Origin of the sequence: Falsirhodobacter sp. 1013 (assembly GCF_051195255.1) — a bacterium.
In the GTDB taxonomy this organism is placed as follows: Bacteria; Pseudomonadota; Alphaproteobacteria; order Rhodobacterales; family Rhodobacteraceae; genus Falsirhodobacter.
Window position 1 is genome coordinate 81685 of the sequence record NZ_JBNJLK010000009.1, and the last position, 19591, is coordinate 101275.

The window sequence follows — 19591 nt, forward strand, 5'->3', positions numbered from 1 at the left end:
GGAATCTGGAACGAAGGACCTGCCCCATGCCCACCATCCTCAGCCGTCGCGCGCTGCTTCTGACGGGGGCGGCGGGGGCCGTCACGCTGCTGCACCCCTTCACCGCGCGCGCCGCCGCCGGGCAGGCGCATCTGAGGATCCTGGCCACCACCGACCTGCACTGCAACGTCCGCCCCTACGACTACTACGCCGACAAGGGCGCCGACACGCTGGGCCTTGCGCGCACCGCCACGATCCTGGACGGCCTGCGGGCCGAGGCGGCGAACAGCCTGACCGTGGACAATGGCGATTACCTTCAGGGCAACCCGATGGGGGACTGGGCCGCGCATGGCGGCATGGCCAAAGGCGACGTGCATCCGGTGATCGCGGCCATGAACGCCGTCGGCTATGACGCGGGCACCCTGGGCAACCACGAGTTCAACTATGGCGTCCCCTTCCTCGAACGGGTGAACGCGGGCGCGACCTTCCCCGTCGTCTGCGCGAACTTCGCGCGGTCGCTGGGTGCTTCGCCGGTGGAGGATGACCTTTGGGCAAAACCTTATGTCCTTCTGGACCGCGAACTGAAGGACGGCGAGGGGCAGACCCACCCGATCCGCATCGGCATCATCGGCTTCGTGCCGCCGCAGATCCTGCAATGGGACCGCGCGAATCTGGAAGGCCGGTTCCAGACCCGCGACATCGTGGAGGCCGCGAAGGCCTGGATCCCCGTGCTGCGGAACGAAGGCGCGGATCTGGTCGTCGCCCTGTGCCATTCGGGCATCGATACGGCCGCCTATGCGCCGGGGATGGAGAACGCGGCCTATCACCTGGCGCGCGTGCCGGGGATCGACGCGCTGATCACCGGCCACGCCCATTCCACCTGGCCTTCGGACGCGTATGAGGGGGAGGGCATGGACCCCGCCACCGGCCGCATCCACGGCGGGCCCGCCGTCATGGCCGGTTTCTGGGGATCGCATCTGGGCGTGGTGGACCTGATGCTGACCCGCGACGGCGACCGCTGGACGGTGTCGGAAGGCGAATCCGCGCTGCACCCGATCGCGACGCGGGACGAGGATGGCAAGACCGTGGCGCTGGTCGGCGATTACGCCCCCGCGGTGGAGGCGACGGCCGCGGCGCATGCGGCGACGCTGGATTACATCCGCGCCGAGGTGGGCCGCACGGACGCGCCGCTTCACAGCTATTTCGCGCTGGTGGCGGACGATCCCTCGGTCCAGATCGTCAGCCTGGCGCAAAGCTGGTACGTCGCCCAGCTTCTGAAAGGGACGGAGCATGAAGGGCTGCCGATCCTGTCGGCCGCCGCCCCCTTCAAGGCGGGCGGGCGCGGCGGGCCGGACTATTACACCGATGTGCCGGTGGGGCCGGTCGCCATCAAGAACGTGTCGGACCTGTATCTGTATCCCAACACGCTGTGCGCCGTGCGGATCACGGGCGCGCAACTGACGGACTGGCTGGAACGGTCGGCCGGGGCCTTCCATCAGGTGCAGGCGGGACAAGCGGACCAGCCGCTGCTGAACCCCGACTTCCGCTCCTACAACTTCGACGTGATCGACGGGGTGACCTATCGCATCGACCTGACCCAGCCGTCCCGCTTCGACATGGAGGGGGCGCTGGCGGACGAAGGCGCGCACCGCATCGTCGATCTGGCGTGGAACGGCCAGCCCGTGACGCCCGAACAGGAATTCGTGGTGGCCACCAACAACTACCGTGCCTCGGGCGGGGGGACGTTCGCGGGGGCCGATGGCCGCACCACGATCCTGCAGGCGCCGGACGCGAACCGCGACGTGGTCGTGCGCTTCATCCAGGATCAGGAAACGATCAGCCCTTCGGCCGATGCGAACTGGACCTTTGCCCCGGCGGGCGGCGCGACCGTGCTGTTCCAGACCGGCCCCAAGGCCGTGACCTATCTGGACGAGGTGCGCGCCCGTGGTGTGGCGCTGGACCATGTGGGCCCGGCCGAAGGCGGGTTCGAGACGTTCCGCATCACGCTGTAACCTGTGGCGGGCGTTCAGCCCACCCGCAGGCTGCGGATCTGCTGGCGGATCAGCTTTCCGCCCAGGTCGAACAGCGCGAAGGACTTCTTCGCCCGCAGCCATTCGGCCAGCACGCCGTTCATCGTGATCATCATCGCGAAGGCCGCCTCCTGCGGGGTGAAGTCGGGGTCCAGCTGCCCCTGGTCCCGCGCCAGCGTCATCAGCTGCGTCAGGACGGTGAAGACATCGGCGTTCGCTTCGGCCAGCGAGGTGTCCTCGTCCAGCGCGCGCAGGTTGGCGGTCACGATTTCGAACATGCGCTGGCGGCGTTCGTCGCCCTCGAACTCGCGCAGGATCTCCTGCCCCACGCTTTCGATCAGGGCCAGCGGATCGTCGTGGCCCTCGGCGGCTGCGGCGCGTGCCATGGCGGCCTGCGGCGGATCGACCCGTTGGTTCAGGGCGCGCAACAGCTCCGACTTGTCCTTGAAGTGCCAGTAGAAGGCGCCGCGGGTGACGCCCGCCGCCCGCGACACCTTCTCGAGGCTCGTGTTCGCGATGCCATGGTTCAGGAAGACCGTCTCGGCCGCGTCCATGATGGCCTGCCGCGTCGCTTCCGCGTCATCTCGGGTTCTGCGCATGATCTGCCTTTACTTTCTCATGTCTCTTTACATACAGTGGTGGATGTATACTTTCATCCGCATGCCACCTGGACAACCGGGCGGCCCGGCACCTTGCCGGAAGGAAGGGAAAGGCTTGCATGGAACAGTCAGGTCCGCCGGAAGGCAACAGTACAGGGGTGGGTGATTTCTTCCCTGCCGCACTTGCCCCCGATCATCAAGCCCCGGCCCGCACGCCTTTCCCGACCCCCATTTCACCGGATGAACATTGCCCGGAAAAAGAACGCCACCATCAGGAAGCCCCTTCCACCGAGGTCGAAGAGCATGACGAAGCCCCGAACGAGCTGATCATCCGGCGGCGCACGGCCCTGATGGGCGTGCTGGGCACCTTTCTGACACCGATCACCGGCCTGATATCGCCGGCGCGGGCGCAAAACGGGCTGGACCAGTACGCCAAGGCCAACGAGATGCTGTCGCAGATCCCGGACATGTGCCGCGTCACGACCGCCGCCGTCGAAGGGCCCTATTACATCGATGAGCGGATCGTCCGGTCCGACATCCGCGAGGATCAGCCCGGTGTTCCACTGGAACTGGAACTTCAACTGGTCAACGCCAATGCCAGCTGCGCCCCGATCGAGGGGGCCGTCATCTCCATCTGGCACTGCAACGCCGCCGGCGAATACAGCGGCTACCTGTTCAACGACCCGAACACGGTGCCGGACCTCGCCTCGCCGGACGCGACGGGCCATGTCAAGACGGGCGACGAGGAACGCTTCCTGCGCGGCGCGCAGACCACGAACGCCGAAGGCAAGGTGACGTTCAAGACGATCGTGCCGGGCTGGTACACGCCGCGCGCCGTCCACATCCACCTTCGCGCGTTCCTGAGTGCGAGCGAGATGATCACGACGCAGCTTTACGTCCCGCAGGCGCTGGTGAATGTCATCCAGTCCACGGATCCGGCCTACGGGGATCGCGGCGTGTCCATCTACACGAACGAGGAAGATCTGGTCCGCAAGCAGAGCGGCGTCGAAGGGATGGAGGACATCCTGAAGGTGACCGTGCGCGATGACGGCTCGCTCTTCGCGTCCATGGTGCTGGGCGCGGGCAGCGTCTGATCCGCCTTCGGCGGCCCGGAAACATCCCTTTCCGGCGGACGCCCCGGCCTCCGGCGGAACCGAATGGTCCGCACGGGCGTTGCGATGCGGGGTCCTGCGCCCCGGGCCAGATGGGGTGGATGAACATGCGCAACATGGTGATCCTTGGCATCGTCGTCGTCGTGTTCGTTTTCGCGGTCGTCCTGTTCGGCAAGGATGACGGGCCGGAGACGTCGCAGCCAAGCGCGAGCCCGCACGCCATCCAGCAGGAATGACGCAACTGGAACGAGGGGATAGGATATGAGAGTGTTGACCGGAGCGATATTCGGCCTGATCGGGGCCGTATTGCTCGTGATGGGGGGATGGCTGGCCGTGCTGGGCGGCAGCGTCGCCTATCTGTTGCTGGGTGTGGCGGTCCTTGTGACCGCTCTTTTCATTTTCAGGCGGCAGCCTGCGGCGCTGACGCTGTTCGCGGCCACGATCGTGCTGTGGCTGGCGTGGTCGGTGTGGGAAGTCGGCTTCGACTGGTGGAAGCTGATGCCGCGCGGCGGCCTTGTGGTGCTGATGGGCATTTGGCTGTGGCTGCCCTTCGTGCGCAACACGCTGCACCGGGTGGAGCCTTTGGCCCGCGGAAACAACACACGCCGCGTGCCCGGCCTGCCGTTGGGTCTTGCCGTCGTGATCGCGATCGCGGTGGCCGTCTTCTCCATGTTCCGTGATCCGTCCAACATCGACGGGGAACTGCCCATCGAACGGCTGGCCGGCAACGTGAACACCGGCAACCCGATGGCCGACACCGACTGGCACCAGTACGGCCGCACGAATTACGGCCAGCGCTGGTCCCCGCTGGATCAGGTCACGACCGAGAACGTGGGCGATCTGGAAGAAGTCTGGCGCTATCAGACGGGCGACGTGAAGCGCCCCGACGACGTGAACGAGACGACCTATCAGGTCACGCCCCTTAAGGTCGGCGACCGCTTGTTCATCTGCACGCCGCACAACCTTGCCATCGCGCTGGACGCGACGACCGGCAAGGAAATCTGGCGGTTCGACGCCAATTCGGGCATGAACCCCGACCGCCAGCACCAGACCTGCCGCGGCGTCACCTATTGGGACATGGCCGCCATGCCGGCGACCCAGGCCGCGGCCCCGGCCCCGGCCGGCACGCAGGCCCCCGTTGCCCCGGCCCCCGCCGGCCCGGATACCGAGGCCCCGACCGCGCCGGGCGACACCGAAACCACGCCGGCGCCGGACGGTCCGTCCAGCTCGGAGATCGCGCAGGACGAACCGGCCCCGCCGGCGGAAAACCTGCCCGCGGACCCCACCCCGAACGAGGCCCCGGCCACCGCGACCGAGGTCTGCCCCACCCGCGTCTACCTGCCCACGGCCGATGCGCGCCTGATCGCGCTGAACGCCGAGACGGGTGAGGTGTGCTCCACCTTCGCCGACAACGGCACCCTGCGTCTGGAAGCCGGGATGCCCTACAACCCGGCGGGTTACTACTATTCCACCTCGCCCCCGGTGGCGGTGGACGGCAAGCTGATCATCGGCGGCGCCGTGAACGACAACTTCTCCATCCACTCGCAATCCGGCGTCATCCGCGCCTTTGACATCGCCACGGGCGCGCTGCTGTGGAACTGGGACAGCGGCAATCCGGACGACACCACCCCGATCGACATCGCGGGCGGCGAAACCTACACCGCGAACAGCCCCAACAGCTGGTCCGTCTTCTCGGTCGATGCGGATCGCGGGATGGTCTACATCCCCCTCGGCAATCAGGTTCCCGACCAGCTGGGCATGGGCCGGTCCGAGGCGGTGGAGGCGCATTCGTCCTCCATCGTGGCCCTCGACATCGCCTCTGGCCAGCAGCGTTGGGTGTTCCAGACCGTGCATCACGACCTGTGGGACATGGACGTGCCGGCCCAGCCGGTGTTGGTGGACCTGACGATCCAAGGCCAGTCGGTGCCCGCGCTGGTGGGCCCGACGAAACAGGGCGACATCTACGTCCTGAACCGCGAAACGGGTGAACCCATCCTTGGCGTGACGGAAGAGCCCGCCCCTGGCGGCGCGATCGCCGAGGACTTCACCGCGCCCACGCAGCCCACCTCGGCGCTGACGTTCAACCCGCCGCCGCTGCGCGAAGCGGACATGTGGGGCCTGTCGATCTTCGACCAGTTGATGTGCCGCATCGACTTCAACCGCCTGCATTACGAAGGCCGCTACACGCCGCCCTCGCTGGAAGGCACCATCGTCTATCCGGGCAACTTCGGCGTGTTCAACTGGGGCTCCATCGCGGTGGATCCGGAACGCCAGGTCATGTTCGGGATGCCGACCTACCTCGCCTTCACCTCGCGGCTTGTGCCCCGCGCGGACATTCCGCCGGCCGAGGAAGGGGCCACCGCCAGCGAACAGGGTCTGAACCGCAACGAAGGCGCGCCCTATGGTGTGGTCATGGGGCCGTTCCTTGGCGCCCTTGGCATCCCCTGCCAGGCCCCGCCATGGGGTTACGTCGCCGGTGCGAACCTCACGACCGGAGAGGTCGCGTGGAAGCACAAGAACGGCACGGTGCGCGACATGACGCCCCTGCCCTTGCAGATCGAACTGGGCGTCCCGGGCATCGGTGGTCCGATCGTCACGCGCGGCGGCGTGGCCTTCCTGGGCGCGGCCGTGGACAACTACCTGCGCGCCTATGACCTGACCACGGGCGAGCAACTGTGGAAGGCCCGCCTTCCCGCAGGCGGCCAGTCCACGCCCATGACCTATGACGTGGGCGGCAAGCAATACGTGGTGATGGTGGCCGGTGGGCACGGTTCCATCGGAACGAAGCCGGGCGACTACGTCATCGCCTATGCGCTGAAAGAGTGATGGCGGCGCGGTCGGGGGCAGCCCCGACCGCGACCCCGGAACGAAAAGCGGGCAGATCCGGTGAAGGATCTGCCCGCTTCCTTTTGCCGCGCGGGGCGCGTTACTGGTTCTGCGCGACTTGCAGGATCGGGGTGATGATCCGCACGGCGACGCGGCGGTTGCGGGCCTCGTCTCCTTCGGCCTGCACGCGCAGGTCGCTTTCACCGTAGCCCTGCACCACCATGTTTTCCGGCGGAACGTCGAAATATTCGGTCAGCGCCAGCGCCACCGATTCCGCGCGACGGTCCGACAGCGCCAGGTTCGACGCGGCCGAGCCGACGGCGTCCGTATGGCCCTCGATCAGGAACACCTCGCCCGGACGTTCGTCGTTCATGTCGCGCATCAGGGTGCCAAGGTCGGACAGTTGCTCGGCCTCCGACGCCTCCACGGCGGCGGATCCGGTGCGGAAGGTGATGTTGTCCACATCCACCACCGGCGCCATCGCACGCACCTGACGGTAATCGCGGATCTGCGACAGCGAATACAGGCGCGCATCGTCCCGCGCCGCGATCCGGTCCAGCGCGTCGCGGAGCGAGGTGCGGTCCGTGGCCGACACGCGCACATCGTCGCGCGTTTGCGGCAGGCGGGACAGGTCCACCGGTGCCGCCTGCCGCGTGTCGTCGATCAGCAGCGTCTGCGTTCCATCGGGGTTGATGCGCGCCCGGCGCAGCACGCGGCCCGAAGCGTCGCGGATCGTTTCGATCCGCGACCCGTCGCCCTGTTCCACGATCGAACGGGTGGAACCGTCGGCGTAGTTTTCCGTCCGCACGGTCGATCCGGGCTGGCGCAGCAGCGCGTCGTCGTCCTTCAGCACCTGATAGCTGCCGTCGTTCTGGCGCAGCACGACGCGGTCGCCTGTGTTCGACACCACCTCGTCGCCATTGTTCATCAGCGCGCCGACCGCCAGACCGCCAAGCGCCAGAAGGCCAACCTTCTGAAGGTTGCTCAGCCCGCCATCGTTGTCGTCGTCATCGTCGTCCTTGTCCCTGTTCGCTTCCCGCTCCTCGCCCGAGGCGGAGGTGCGGAAATCCTCGTCGCTGGAACGGGCGTTTTCTTCCGTGACCTCCGTTACGGTGGCGTTGTTCAGGGGTTCGTCGCCGGTGGCCGCCGCTGCGGCGGCCGCGGCCGCCACCGGCGCCGCATCGTCCCGCTCCAGCAGGGAATTCAGCGTGTCCACCGCCTCGGCGTCATCGCCATTGGCGGTGTCGGCGGTGGGTTTCGCTTCGGTGTCGCGGGCGGCGGGGGTTTCACGGTCGGCCGAAGGGCGGGCGGGCGGTGCCTCGGACTCGGTGGCCTCTGGTTCCTCCGCCTCGGGCGTCAGGCTGTTGCGTTCGGCCGGTGTCGCGTCCGGTTCGTCCGCTTCGGTTTCGGGGGCGTCGCGTCGGGCAGGCGCCCCCTCGGATCCGGCGGCATTGGTGTCACGGCCTTCGGGTGCTTCGGTCGCGCGGGGGGCAACCTCCTCCTCGGGGACGGCTTCGGCCGGGGCCTCCGGTTCCGTCGCCTTTGGCGTGCGGGGCGCGGGGGCTTCGTCAGGGGCTGTGGCGGGGGCGTCCCGCTCCGTCGCCTCGGGGGTGCGGGGGGCCGGGGCTTCATCGGGTGCCTCCGGCGTCTCGGCCTCGGCCGGGGCGGGTTTGCGGGCGGGGGCTTCGTCTTCGGGTTCCGGCTCCATCACCTCCATATCGGGGGTCACGGCTTGCGGAGTTTCAGGGGCGGCCTCCTCGGGCTCGGGCGCCGGGGCCTCGGCTTCGGGCGGGGCGGTTCGCGTGGGGGCGGCCACCGGCGGCACCTCGGCGGGTGCGGTTTCCTGCGCCGGAAGGCGGGCCGGCGTCATCGAGGCGAGCACGACGGACAGAACCGCCGTGGTCGTCAGAAGCCGGGAACGTAGGGATGTGCGTGTCATGGAAACTCCTCCTCCGCCCGTGGTGCGGGCTTTCCGCACGGGAAACATCCCGCCGCCTCCATCTGTTCCGCCAAAGGCGTCAGGCCGAGTCGCGTTCGATGATCCGGTATCCGATGTCGATCCGCCGCTCCGACCCTGCCACCGCGTCAATGCGCAAGATCAGCGCTTCAGCCGCGCGCTGGCCCAGCATGCTGCGGTCCACCCGCACCGTGGTCAGCGCGGGATGCAGGTCCACCGCGAAATCCTGATCGCCAAAGCCCATCAACCCCAGATCGCGGGGGACCGACAGGCCGCGTGCCTGCGCCTCGATCAGGATGCCCTGGGCCAGGACGTCGGAACTGCAGAAGATCGCGCTTTTGCCGCCCGGGGCCAGAAGGCCGTCCGCCACCAGCCGCGACAACGCGTCCCGCCCGCGCCGCAGGCTGGCAAAGCCGGGAAACAGGATCTCGTCCGGTGGGGGATGGCCCGCGGCGGCCACGGCCTCGCAAAAGGCGGTCCGGCGGCGCAGGGCGCGCGGGTCGTCGGCCGACACGACGGCAAAGCGCGTGTAGCCGCGCGCCAGCAGCCACTCTGCCGCCGCGCGGGCGGCCCCGTCATGAGAAAAGCCGACGCAGACATCGATGGGCTGCGCGCTCAGGTCCCAGACCTCCACCGTGGGAAGGGCCGCGCCTTCGATCATGCGGCGGCAGGCGGGGCTGTGATCGACGCCCGTCAGCAGCAACCCTTCGGGGCGGCGGGCCAGCGCGGTGCGGACCAGCCGGGCCTCCTCCTCGGCGTCGAAGCCGCTTTCCATCAGCATCACCTGATAGCCGCGTTCGCGCACCAGCGCGGCGAAGGTCTGGACCAGCGCGGAATAGATGATGTTGGTGATGGACGGCACGATCGCGGCCAGCATCCGGCTGCGGTTCGAGGCCAACCCCCCCGCCACCATGTTCGGGACGTATCCCGTGCGGCGGACGGCGTCCATGATCTTGTCCAGCGTCTCGGGCGACAGCTTTTCGGGATGATTGAACGCGCGTGACACGGTGGGCTGCGTGACGCCCGCGATGCGGGCGATGGTCGCCATGGTGACGGGTTCGCCCGAAGGCTCCGGTTCGGCTGCGCGCATGAGGGTCATCCTGAAGGGCGGCCGGAGGGTCGCCAGACGGTGCCCTGTCTGGCGTGCCGGACGCGAAAGTTCAATCCTCGTCGGTGAAGGCCTCCTCGCGCTTCTTGCGGATGGTGGGGGCGAGGATGCTGATGACCAGAAGAACCGCCAGCAGCAGAAGGATCGCGCTGATCGGGCGGGTCAGGAAGGTGGTCGCGTCGCCGCGCGACACCAGCATCGACCGGCGCAGATGCTCCTCCAGCATCGGACCCAGCACGAAGCCCAGAAGAAGCGGCGCCGGTTCGCAGTCGAACTTGCGCAGCAGGTAGCCGGCAAAGCCGAAGCCCGCCATCAGCCAGATGTCGAAGGTGGCGTTGTTCAGGCTGTAGACGCCGATGACGCAGAAGGCGACGATGGCCGGAAACAGGAACCCGTAGGGGATGGAGATCATCTTCACCCACAACCCGATCAGCGGCAGGTTCAGCACCAAGAGCATCAGGTTGCCGACCCACATCGACACGATCAGGCCCCAGAAGAGCACCGGCTGCTCCTCGATCACCGACGGTCCGGGCTGGATGCCCTGCATGATCAGCGCGCCGATCATCAGCGCCATCACGGGATTGGACGGGATGCCCAGCGTCAGCATCGGAATGAACGAGGTCTGGGCGCCGGCGTTGTTCGCGGCCTCGGGCGCCGCGACGCCTTCGATGGCGCCCTTGCCGAAGCGTTCGGGGGTCTTGGAGGATTTCTTTTCCAGCGCATAGGCGGCAAAGGAGGCGAGCATTGCCCCGCCCCCCGGCAGGATGCCCAGCACGGACCCGATCAGCGTGCCGCGTGTGACGGGGGCGATCATGCGTTTCAGATCGGCGCGCGTGGGCATCAGCCCCGTAACCTTCGCCAGAGAGACGGACCGCGTGTGTTCGTGTTCCAGGTTGGACAGTATCTCTCCCAGCCCGAAGACGCCCATCGCGACGATGACGAAGCTGATCCCGTCGGCCAGTTCAAACCGGCCGAAGGTGAAGCGCATTTCGCCCGTGTTCACGTCGGTGCCGATCAGGCCCAGGATCAGGCCGAACAGGACCATGCCCACCGCGTGCAGCAGCGACCCGCTGGCCAGCACGATCGACGCCACAAGGCCGAGGACCATGAGCGAGAAGTATTCGTGCGGCCCGAAGGTCAGCGCCACGGCCGACAGGGCGGGCGCGAAGAAGGCGATCAGCACGGTGGCCACGGTTCCGGCGGCAAAGGACCCGATGGCGGCGGTGGCCAGCGCCGTCCCCGCCTGCCCGTTCCGCGCCATCTGGTAGCCGTCCAGCGCGGTGACCACGCTGGAGGATTCGCCCGGAAGGTTCACGAGGATTGCGGTCGTCGATCCGCCATATTGCGCGCCATAGAAGATGCCCGCCAGCATGATGAGGGCCGTCTCCGGCGGCAGGCCGAAGGTCACCGGCAGCAGCATCGCGATGGTGGCGGTCGGCCCCAGCCCCGGCAGCACGCCGATGGCGGTGCCGAGGAAGACGCCCAAAAGGCAATAAAGCAGGTTCCAGACGGAAAACGCGGTCTGCGCGCCCAGCCAAAGGTCGGACAGGATGTCCATGGGTCAGCCTCCGAACAACGTGCCGAACATCGGCATGGGGACGCCCAACCCCTTGATGAAGACCAGCGCGCAGAAGGCCGTCAGCCCCGCTGTCGCGGCCAGTGTCGCAAGGTTCAGGCGGAAGGTGCGGCTGCCCGCGGCCGCGATCAGGATGCAGACGGGCAGCGCCACCACCAGCCCCAACCATTCCAGCGTGGCGGCGAAGAAGCAGGTGGCGCCGATCACGAACAGCGCCGGGCGCAGGTGGATGCGCTCCACCACCTCTCCGGGTCGCAGAAAGGCGCGGGCGAGGGAGATGACGCCGATCAGGATCAGCAGACCGCCGAGGACGACGGGGAAATACCCCGCCCCCATCCGCGCGCTGGTGCCCATCGGCAGGTCGCGGGCCAGCAGGATGGTCGCGCCGCCAAGGGCGACATAGATGGCCCCGGCCCAGAAATCCTTGGTGCGGTGGCTGTGCATGGCCATCGTCTCCTTGGCAGGTTTGGTGGCGGCGCCCGAAGGCGCGCGCCAATCAGTCGGCGGGGGTAATGTTGCCGGCCTTGATCACCTCGCTCCAGCGGGCGATCTCTTCGGCGACGAAGGCGTCGGCTTCCTCGGGCGTGTTGGCCAGCACCTCGAAGCCCATCTTCGTCATCTGTTCGGTCATCTGCGGCGTCTTCAGCGCAGTCGTGATGTCTTCGGCCAGCGCGGCCTTCACCTCGGCGGGAAGGCCTTTCGGCGCGGCGAAGGCCTGCCAGGAATAAACGGTCATCCCTTCGATCCCCAACTCCTTGAACGTGGGCACGTCGGGGAAATCGGGGGCGCGTTCCTCGGCGGCGATGGCCAGCATCTTCATCTTGCCGTCCCGCACGAAGCCCGCGATGGAGCCGAGGTTCTGGAACGACGCGTCCGCATGGCCACCCATCAGGTCCGTCTGTGCCGGCCCGCCGCCCTTGTAGGGAACGTGGATGCCCGAGGTGCCGGTCTGCTGCCAGAAGAGTTCCGCCGTCAGGTGATCCGACGATCCCACGCCCGAGGAGGCGAAGAGCATCGTGTCCGGCTCGGCCTTCAGCTCGGCGATCAGTTCCTCGACCGTGGTGGCTTCCAGATCGGGGCGGGTCACCAGCACGTTGGGGGTGCGGACGGCGATCGTCAGCATGTCCAGGTCTTCGCGCGGGTCGTATTGAAGGTCGGGTTGCAGCGCCGGGTTGATCCCGAAGGTGCCGATGGAGGCGGCCATGATGGTGTAGCCGTCGGGCTTGGCGCGGGCCAGCTGCGCGGCCCCCACGGCGCCGTTCGCGCCGGGCTTGTTTTCCACCACCAGCGGTTGGGCGAAGTCGGGCTGCATGATCTGGGTGGTCAGCCGGCCGATCGTGTCGCTGGCGCCACCGGGGGCGAAGGGCACGATGACGGTGACGGGCTTTGCCGGAAAGTCCTGCGCGACGGCGGGCGTGCACAGCATGGCGGCAAGGCCGAGGGCCCCGATGACGACGTTTCTCATGATATCCTCCCCTGAAGGCAGCCTCCCCGCCGCCTGATGCATACGCATGCATCACATATGGCAACGGAGACGGCGGCCTGTCAACGGAATTCGCCGGGGTTCGGAACGGGTGTGTTCGGGGAATGGGGCGCAGGACGGACGTCCCGCCGGATCGTCACGCTGCCGGGGTGAAGGAAAAGGGTCCGGCCCTGCGGCCGGACCCGCCGTCGATCAGAACGGGCTGTCTTCGAAGTAGTAGCTTTCGGCATTGTCGGGCGTGATCAGTTCCGACTGGATGATGAAGCGCCCCCGCACCGGCGCGTCCGCCGTGAAGTGCATCGCCGTCAGCTCGATCGCGGTGGAGATCATCGCGGGCGGATAGGTCACGTCCACCGGCAGCATCTTGTCCTTGTCGCGGATGCGGGCGATGATTTCCTTCATGCCAGCGCCGCCCACAACCCACATCTCGTCCGACCGGCCGGCCTGTTCGATCGCCTGAAGCGCGCCCATCGCCATGTCGTCATCGGCGGCCCAGACGGCGTCGATCTCGGGGAAGCGGGACAGGTAGTCCTGCATCACGGTGAAGGAGGTGTCGCGGTTCCAGTTGCCGTGCTCCATCCCCAGCACCTCGATCCCCGAACCTTCGAGGGCGGCGTTGAACGCCTCCACCCGCTCGTTGTCGACGGTGGAGGCGATGCCGCGCAGGACGACGATCTTGGCGCCCTCGTCCAGCGTTTCCGCGAAGTATTCACCGGCCACGCGGCCAAAGCCCTCGTTGTCGCCCGCCACGTACAGATCCTCGATCCCGTCCTGCGACAGGCCGCGATCCACCACCGTCACGAAGGTGCCGGCGTCCTTCACGCGCGCCACGGGGGCCGTCAGCGGTTCGGATTCGAAGGGCAGCACGACCAGCGCGTCGATGTTGCGGGTGGCCACCATGTCCTCGATGTCCGACACCTGCTTGGACGGGTCCGAGGCCGAGGCGATCACGAAGTCGAGGTCGGGATACTGCTCCTCCAGGCGGGTCACCGTTTCCTGCGCGTGATAGTTCAGGCCACCCGCCCAGCCATGCGTGGCCGCGGGGATGGAGATGCCGATGGTTTCGGCGCCGGCGGGCAATGCCAGCGCCAGCAGGGCCGTGGTCGCAAGGATCGTGCGGACGGTCATGGTGTTCCTCCCTATGACGTTTCAGTGGGCCTTCAGGCCGCCCCGTTGCAGGACGACGGCCAGAATAATGATGACGCCCTGGATCGCCCCGTTCAGGTAGGGCGACACAAGGTCGGTCAGGTTCAGGATGTTTCCGATCAGGCCCAGGATCAAGACGCCGACCACGGTGCCCCAGACGCGGCCGAAGCCGCCCTTCAGCATGGTGCCGCCGATGATGACCGCGGCGATCGCCTCCAGCTCCCACAACACGCCGGTCGCGGCGGAGGCCGAGCCGAGGCGCGGGACGTACATAACCGTCGCGACGCCCACGAGGATGCCCAGGAGCAGGTAGGTGGCCATGCGCACCCGCATCACGTTCACGGCGGAATACTTCGCCACCTGCTCGTTGGAGCCGATGGCCGCGCAGTGGCGGCCGAAGCGGGTGTGGCGCATGACGATTTCCCCACCAATCGCCACCAGCGCGAAGACGAGGATGGGCCAGCTGATCCCCAGCACCGTGCCGTAATAGACGGGGCGGTAGACGCCCGAAAGTTCGTAGTTCAGTGACAGGGTGCCGCCATCGGCCAGCCACGTGATGAGCGAGCGGTAGATGCCCATCGTGCCCAGCGTGACGATGAACGCCTCGATCCGGCCGCGGGTGATCAGAAGGCCGTTGATCGCGCCGCCGAACAGGCCGCTCAGCAGGCCGACAAGGATGCCGACAAGGATCACCCCCACGCCAAGGCCCATGGTGGGCAGCAGCGCGTTCATCGACAGGATCATCACCCCGGCCACGAAGGCCGCCATGGAGCCGACGGACAGGTCGAGCCCGCCGGCCGTGATGACGAAGGTCATCCCCACGGCGATGATGCCGATGAAGGCCGACCGCGCCAGCACGTTCGTGAGGTTGGAATAGCTGAGGAAGTTGTCGTTCAGCGCCATCCCGATCAGCAGAAGGACGACCAGCGCGGCCAGTGGCCCGATGGCGTGCAGGTTGACGCTGCGGCGCGGGGCCGCCTTGCGCGTGTCGACGGTGGTCATGCGGCCTCTCCCTCAAGGCCCATCGCCATGCGGACGATGGACTGTTCGTTCACATCCGCGCCCGTCACCTGCCCCGCGACCCGGCCCGCCTGCATGACGATCACGCGGTCGCACAGCCCGATCACCTCGGGCAGTTCGGAGGAGATGACGATCACGCTCAGCCCCTTTTCGGCCAGGCGATGGATGAAACGGTAGATCTGTTGCTTGGTGCCGATGTCGATGCCGCGTGTGGGTTCGTCGATGATGACGATGCGCGGACCGGTCAGCATGGTTTTCGCCAGCAGAAGCTTCTGCTGGTTGCCGCCCGACAGGTTGCCGGCCAGCACGTCGCGGTGCGGGATGCGGATGTCCCAGTCGGCGATGGCGCGGTCCAGCGCCGCATCCTCGGCGCGGCGGTCGATCAGCCCGCGCGAGAACTTCTCCAGCGAGAGGAGCGTCAGGTTTTCGCGCAGCGACTTGTTCAGAAGAAGGCCGCATTCCTTGCGGTCCTCCGTCAGGTAGACAAGACCCTGATCCAGCGCGCCGCGCATGTCTTCGGCCGCCAGCGTCGTGCCGTTCACGGTCACGGTGCCGTCGCGGGGGCGCAGGCCGGCGATGGCCTCCATCAACTCCGTCCGGCCCGATCCGACAAGGCCGGCGAAGCCGAGGATCTCGCCCTGACGCAGCTCGAAGCTCGCCTCCGTCACGAAGCGGGGGACGCGGATGTTCGTGGCCGACAGGATGACGCCGGATCCGCCCGTGCGTTTGGCGGGATACAGGTCCGACAGGTCGCGGCCCACCATGGCGCTGGCCATGTGATCCTCGGTCATGCCGTTCGCGGGGCCCGATTGCACCCGGGTGCCGTCGCGCAGGATCGTCACGCGGTCGGCCAGACGCCGCACCTCCGGCAGATTGTGCGAGGTGTAGAGGATCGCGACCCCTTCCCCCTTCAGCCGTTCGACCTGTTCGAACAGAACCCCGGTTTCCCGGTCGGTCAGCACGGCGGTGGGTTCGTCCATGATCAGCACGCGGGCGCGACGGGACAGGGCCTTCGCGATCTCCACCATCTGGCGGTCGGGGACCGAGATGTCGGAAATCCGCGCGTCGGGCGAGGCGTGGCAGTGCAGCCGGTCCAGAAGCGCCTGCGTCTGCGCGCGCATCCCCTTGTGATCAAGGAACAGGCCGCGCCGCATCTCGCGCCCAAGGAACACGTTCTGCGTGACGGTCAGGTGGGCGGCCAGATTGAACTCCTGATGGATCATCACGACGCCGGCGGCCTCGGCCTCCACCGCGCTGGACAGGGTGACGGGCTGGCCGTCGATGCGCACGGTGCCGGAGGTGGGGGACAGGAAGCCCGCCATGATCTTCATGGTGGTGGACTTGCCCGCGCCGTTTTCGCCGATCAGGGCGTGCACCTCGCCGGCGTGAAGGTCGATATCCAGACCGTGCAGCACCTCGATCGGGCCGAAGCTGCGGGTGACGGCGGCAAGCGCCAGGACAGGCGTCACGGTGCCACCCATGCGCCGTTCTGCTGCGACGACCGAAGGCAGGCGTCGATGAAGGCCATGCCGCCCAGACCGTCGGCGATGCCGGGACAGGTGGACGCCTCGCCCCGGATGGCGCGGGCGGCTTCGGCATAGATGTTGGCGAAGGCTTCGATATACCCCTCCGGATGGCCGGCAGGCACGCGTGAGACGTGGCGCGCGGCGTCCATCGCCCCCGCGCCGTTCTGCATCAGGATCTGGCGCGGCTGGCCGAAGCGGGTGAAGACCAGTTGGCCCGGCGCGTCCTGCGTCCAGTCCAGCCCGCCCTTGTCGCCGAAGACGCGCAAACGGATCGTGTTGTCATTCCCCGGCGCCACCTGGCTGGCCCAAAGGGAACCGCGCGCCCCGCCCGCAAAGCGCAGCATCGCCTGCACGTTGTCATCCACCCGCCGCCCCGGCACGAAGGAGGAGAGTTCCGCCGACAGCGCTTCCACCTCCAGCCCCGTGACGAAGGTCGCAAGATGCCAGGCGTGGGTGCCGATGTCGCCCACGGCCCCTGCCCCGGACCGCGCCGGATCCGTGCGCCAGTCGGCCTGCTTCGAGGACGCGTCCGTGGTCAGCCAGTCCTGCGCGTATTCCACCTGCACCACGCGGATCGTGCCGATCGCGCCTTCGGCCACCATGGCCCGCGCCTGCCGGATCATCGCATAGCCGGAATAGGTGTGGGTCAGAAAGAACCGGGCGGAGGATGCGGCGCAGGCGGCGGCCAGATCGCGAGCCTCCTCTTGCGTGGCGGTCAGGGGCTTGTCGCAGATGACGTGGATGCCCTGTTCCAGAAAGGCGCGCGCGGGGGCAGCGTGCATGTGGTTCGGGGTGACGATGGCCACGACCTCGATCCCGTCGGGGCGGGCGGCTTCGGCCCGCGCCATTTCGGTGAAGTCGGCGTAGATGCGGGGCAGGCCCAGATCCTCGCCGGACTGGCGGGAGCGGCCGGGATCGGACGACAGCGCCCCCGCCACCAATTCGAACTGCCCATCCAGCCGCGCCGCCATGCGGTGCACATTGCCGATGAAGGCCCCGCTGCCGCCGCCGACCATTCCCAGACGCAGCGCCCTCATCGGTCCAGCCCCAGCATGCGGCGGTTGGCCTGCGCGTCGGTGCCGGCGGCCGCGAAGTCGTCGAAGGCGTGGGGGGTGACGCGGATGATGTGGTCCTTCACGAACTGCGCCCCTTCCCGCGCCCCATCCTCGGGGTGCTTCAGCGCGCATTCCCATTCCACGACCGCCCAGCCGTCAAAGCCCTGCGCCGTCAGCTTCGAAAAGATGGCCCCGAAGTCCACCTGCCCGTCGCCGGGGCTGCGGAACCGCCCCGCCCGATCCACCCAAGGCTGGAACCCGCCATACACGCCTTGGCGGCCCGTGGGGTTGAATTCGGCGTCCTTGACGTGGAACATGCCGATACGATCCCCGTAAATATCGAGATTTGCGAGATAATCCAGCCCCTGAAGCACGTAATGCGATGGATCGTAGAGCATCCTGGCCCGTGGGTGCTGGTTCACGCGATCAAGGAACATCTCGAAGCTGACGCCGTCGTGCAGGTCCTCGCCGGGATGGATCTCGAAGCAGACATCGACGTCGCAATCTTCGGCATGGTCCAGTATCGGGCGCCAGCGGCGGGCCAGTTCGTCGAAGGCCGTCTCGATCAACCCCGGCGGGCGTTGCGGCCAAGGGTAGATGTAGGGCCAGGCGAGGGAGCCCGAGAAGGTCGCCATCGACGTCAGGCCGAGGTTGCGCGACGCGGACAGGGTCTTCTTTACCTGATCCACGGCCCATTCCGTGCGAGCGGCGGGATTGCCCCGCACCTGCGGTGCGGCGAAGGCGTCGAACGCCTCGTCATATGCCGGATGGACGGCGACCAGCTGGCCCTGGATGTGGCTGGACAGTTCGGTGATGACGATCCCCGGCCCCGCCTGCGCCATCAGGTCGTCGCAATAGGTGGTCGAACTTGCGGCAAGATCCAGATCCAGCAGACGCGCATCGCCCGTGGGCACCTGCACGCCCAGATAACCGCATTCGGCCGCCCAGCCGGTGATGGCGGGCCAGCTGTCGAACGGAGGTTCCCCGCCCACGAACTGGGCCAGGAACAGGCCGGGGCCCTTCATGGTCTTCATTGATCCTCCCAACCCCCGATTCCACGTTTATGTAATCGGTTGCATCAACCGTGGCACAGCGTCATTCACTTTACAAGAAGATCGTGTTCGGCCAAGCCCGGCGGACCAGCAAAGGATCCTTGGATGAAGAATGGCAACGCACCGCGCGTCAGGGACATCGCCCGGATGGCCAACGTCTCGACCGCGACCGTCAGCCGTGCCCTGTCCCGCCCCGACCTCGTGTCCCCCTCCACGCGGGAAGCGGTGCTGAAGGCCGTGGCGGATGCGGGCTACACGGTGAACGTGGCCGCGCGCAACTTGCGGCGCCAGCGGACGGGCAGCGTTCTGGCCTTGGTGCCGAACCTGGCGAACCCGTTCTTCTCCAACATCATCGCGGGCATCAACTCCGTCCTGCGGACGCGTGGCCTGACGCTGCTGGTCGCGGACACGCAGGGCGGCCCCGATGTGCACGCGCAGCTGGGCGCCCTCGCCCACAGTTCGCGCGCCGACGGGTTGATCGTTCTGGACGGAAGCCTGCCCATGTCGATCCTGACCCAACCCGCCTGCCCGCCCGTGGTCCAGGCTTGCGAATGGATCGACGGCCTGGCCGCCCCCCGGGTGATGGCCGACAATCGCGGGGGCGCGGCCTTGGCCGTCCGGCATCTGATCGAACTGGGTCATCGGCGCATTGCGGAAGTGACCGGCCCGGCCGGCAACACCCTGACGGTGGAACGGTCCAAAGGCGTCCGCGACGCACTGGCCGAGGCGGGCGTGACGCAGCGGAACGACTGGCTTCTGGAAGGCACCTTCTCGCTCGGCTCCGGCCAGCAGGCGGCGCGGACGCTTCTGGCGATGAAGGACCGGCCCGACGCCGTCCTTTGCCACAATGACGAGATGGCCTGCGGGCTGATGGGAGAGCTTCAGCGCACAGGCATCCGCGTGCCCGAAGACATCTCGGTCATCGGCTTTGACAACATCGACATGGCCGCGCATGTCACGCCCGGACTGACGACGGTCCAGCAGCATCGGGTCGACATCGGTGCCAAGGCGGCGGATGTGCTTCTTGAGCTCATGGAGAACGGAAGTCCGGTGGACACGACCCAAATGCCCGTGCACCTTGTGATCCGACGCAGTACGGCCGCCCGATGAGGAAGAGTTGAC

General features: G+C 67.6%; 16 protein-coding genes. 5 read left to right on the plus strand and 11 right to left on the minus strand.

The window, feature by feature from the left end; translation table 11 throughout:
• Positions 1–26: 26 nt before the first annotated feature.
• Positions 27–1991 carry a bifunctional 2',3'-cyclic-nucleotide 2'-phosphodiesterase/3'-nucleotidase gene (locus tag ACSHZY_RS13230; protein WP_435169844.1) on the plus strand — a complete coding sequence of 655 codons (1965 nt, stop codon included), beginning with the start codon at positions 27–29 and terminating at the stop codon, positions 1989–1991.
• Between the two features lie 14 nt (positions 1992–2005).
• Here the strand turns inward: ACSHZY_RS13230 and ACSHZY_RS13235 are convergent, their stop codons facing one another.
• Positions 2006–2608: a TetR family transcriptional regulator gene (locus tag ACSHZY_RS13235; protein ID WP_435169846.1), complete on the minus strand. Its 603-nt coding sequence runs from the start codon at positions 2606–2608 to the stop codon at positions 2006–2008.
• Positions 2609–2727: 119 nt separating this feature from the next.
• Here ACSHZY_RS13235 and ACSHZY_RS13240 point away from each other — a divergent pair, with 119 nt between their 5' ends.
• From ACSHZY_RS13240 to ACSHZY_RS13250, 3 genes are all read left to right on the plus strand, one after another.
• Positions 2728–3702 carry a hypothetical protein gene (locus tag ACSHZY_RS13240; protein WP_435169847.1) on the plus strand — a complete coding sequence of 325 codons (975 nt, stop codon included), beginning with the start codon at positions 2728–2730 and terminating at the stop codon, positions 3700–3702.
• 119 nt (positions 3703–3821) lie between these two features.
• A complete protein-coding gene (locus ACSHZY_RS13245; RefSeq protein WP_435169849.1) occupies positions 3822–3956 on the plus strand; it encodes a hypothetical protein in 135 nt (44 codons plus the stop codon).
• 25 nt (positions 3957–3981) lie between these two features.
• A complete protein-coding gene (locus ACSHZY_RS13250) occupies positions 3982–6546 on the plus strand; it encodes a glucose/quinate/shikimate family membrane-bound PQQ-dependent dehydrogenase (protein ID WP_435169850.1) in 2565 nt (854 codons plus the stop codon).
• A 100-nt stretch (positions 6547–6646) separates the two neighbouring features.
• Here ACSHZY_RS13250 and ACSHZY_RS13255 read toward each other — a convergent pair whose 3' ends face one another.
• The 10 genes from ACSHZY_RS13255 to ACSHZY_RS13300 all read right to left on the minus strand — a co-directional run bounded on the left by ACSHZY_RS13255 (position 6647) and on the right by ACSHZY_RS13300 (position 18451).
• Entirely contained in the window at positions 6647–8485 is a 1839-nt protein-coding gene (locus ACSHZY_RS13255; protein ID WP_435169853.1) for an OmpA family protein, read from the minus strand.
• Between the two features lie 79 nt (positions 8486–8564).
• Complete coding sequence (locus ACSHZY_RS13260; RefSeq protein WP_435169854.1) at positions 8565–9593, minus strand: LacI family DNA-binding transcriptional regulator; 1029 nt, start codon at positions 9591–9593, stop codon at positions 8565–8567.
• Positions 9594–9663: 70 nt separating this feature from the next.
• Positions 9664–11169, minus strand: a complete 1506-nt coding sequence (locus ACSHZY_RS13265) for a tripartite tricarboxylate transporter permease (protein ID WP_435169856.1) — start codon at positions 11167–11169, stop codon at positions 9664–9666.
• Positions 11170–11172: 3 nt separating this feature from the next.
• Complete coding sequence (locus ACSHZY_RS13270; RefSeq protein WP_435169858.1) at positions 11173–11631, minus strand: tripartite tricarboxylate transporter TctB family protein; 459 nt, start codon at positions 11629–11631, stop codon at positions 11173–11175.
• 52 nt (positions 11632–11683) lie between these two features.
• Positions 11684–12652, minus strand: coding sequence for a Bug family tripartite tricarboxylate transporter substrate binding protein (locus ACSHZY_RS13275; protein ID WP_435169860.1), 969 nt, complete (start codon positions 12650–12652; stop codon positions 11684–11686).
• A 210-nt stretch (positions 12653–12862) separates the two neighbouring features.
• Positions 12863–13798 (minus strand): ABC transporter substrate-binding protein, encoded by a 936-nt coding sequence (locus ACSHZY_RS13280; protein WP_435169862.1) that lies wholly within the window; start codon positions 13796–13798, stop codon positions 12863–12865.
• Positions 13799–13819: 21 nt separating this feature from the next.
• A complete protein-coding gene (locus ACSHZY_RS13285; RefSeq protein ID WP_435169865.1) occupies positions 13820–14818 on the minus strand; it encodes an ABC transporter permease in 999 nt (332 codons plus the stop codon).
• Positions 14815–16317 carry a sugar ABC transporter ATP-binding protein gene (locus ACSHZY_RS13290; protein WP_435169867.1) on the minus strand — a complete coding sequence of 501 codons (1503 nt, stop codon included), beginning with the start codon at positions 16315–16317 and terminating at the stop codon, positions 14815–14817. Before ACSHZY_RS13290 ends, ACSHZY_RS13285 begins: the two co-directional genes overlap by 4 nt.
• Positions 16302–17399, minus strand: a complete 1098-nt coding sequence (locus ACSHZY_RS13295; RefSeq protein WP_435169869.1) for a Gfo/Idh/MocA family protein — start codon at positions 17397–17399, stop codon at positions 16302–16304. Before ACSHZY_RS13295 ends, ACSHZY_RS13290 begins: the two co-directional genes overlap by 16 nt.
• On the minus strand, positions 17396–18451 hold the full coding sequence (locus tag ACSHZY_RS13300; RefSeq protein WP_435169871.1) for a sugar phosphate isomerase/epimerase family protein: 1056 nt from the start codon (positions 18449–18451) through the stop codon (positions 17396–17398). Before ACSHZY_RS13300 ends, ACSHZY_RS13295 begins: the two co-directional genes overlap by 4 nt.
• A gap of 123 nt (positions 18452–18574) precedes the next feature.
• Here ACSHZY_RS13300 and ACSHZY_RS13305 point away from each other — a divergent pair, with 123 nt between their 5' ends.
• Complete coding sequence (locus tag ACSHZY_RS13305) at positions 18575–19579, plus strand: LacI family DNA-binding transcriptional regulator (RefSeq protein WP_435169873.1); 1005 nt, start codon at positions 18575–18577, stop codon at positions 19577–19579.
• Positions 19580–19591 lie beyond the last annotated feature (12 nt).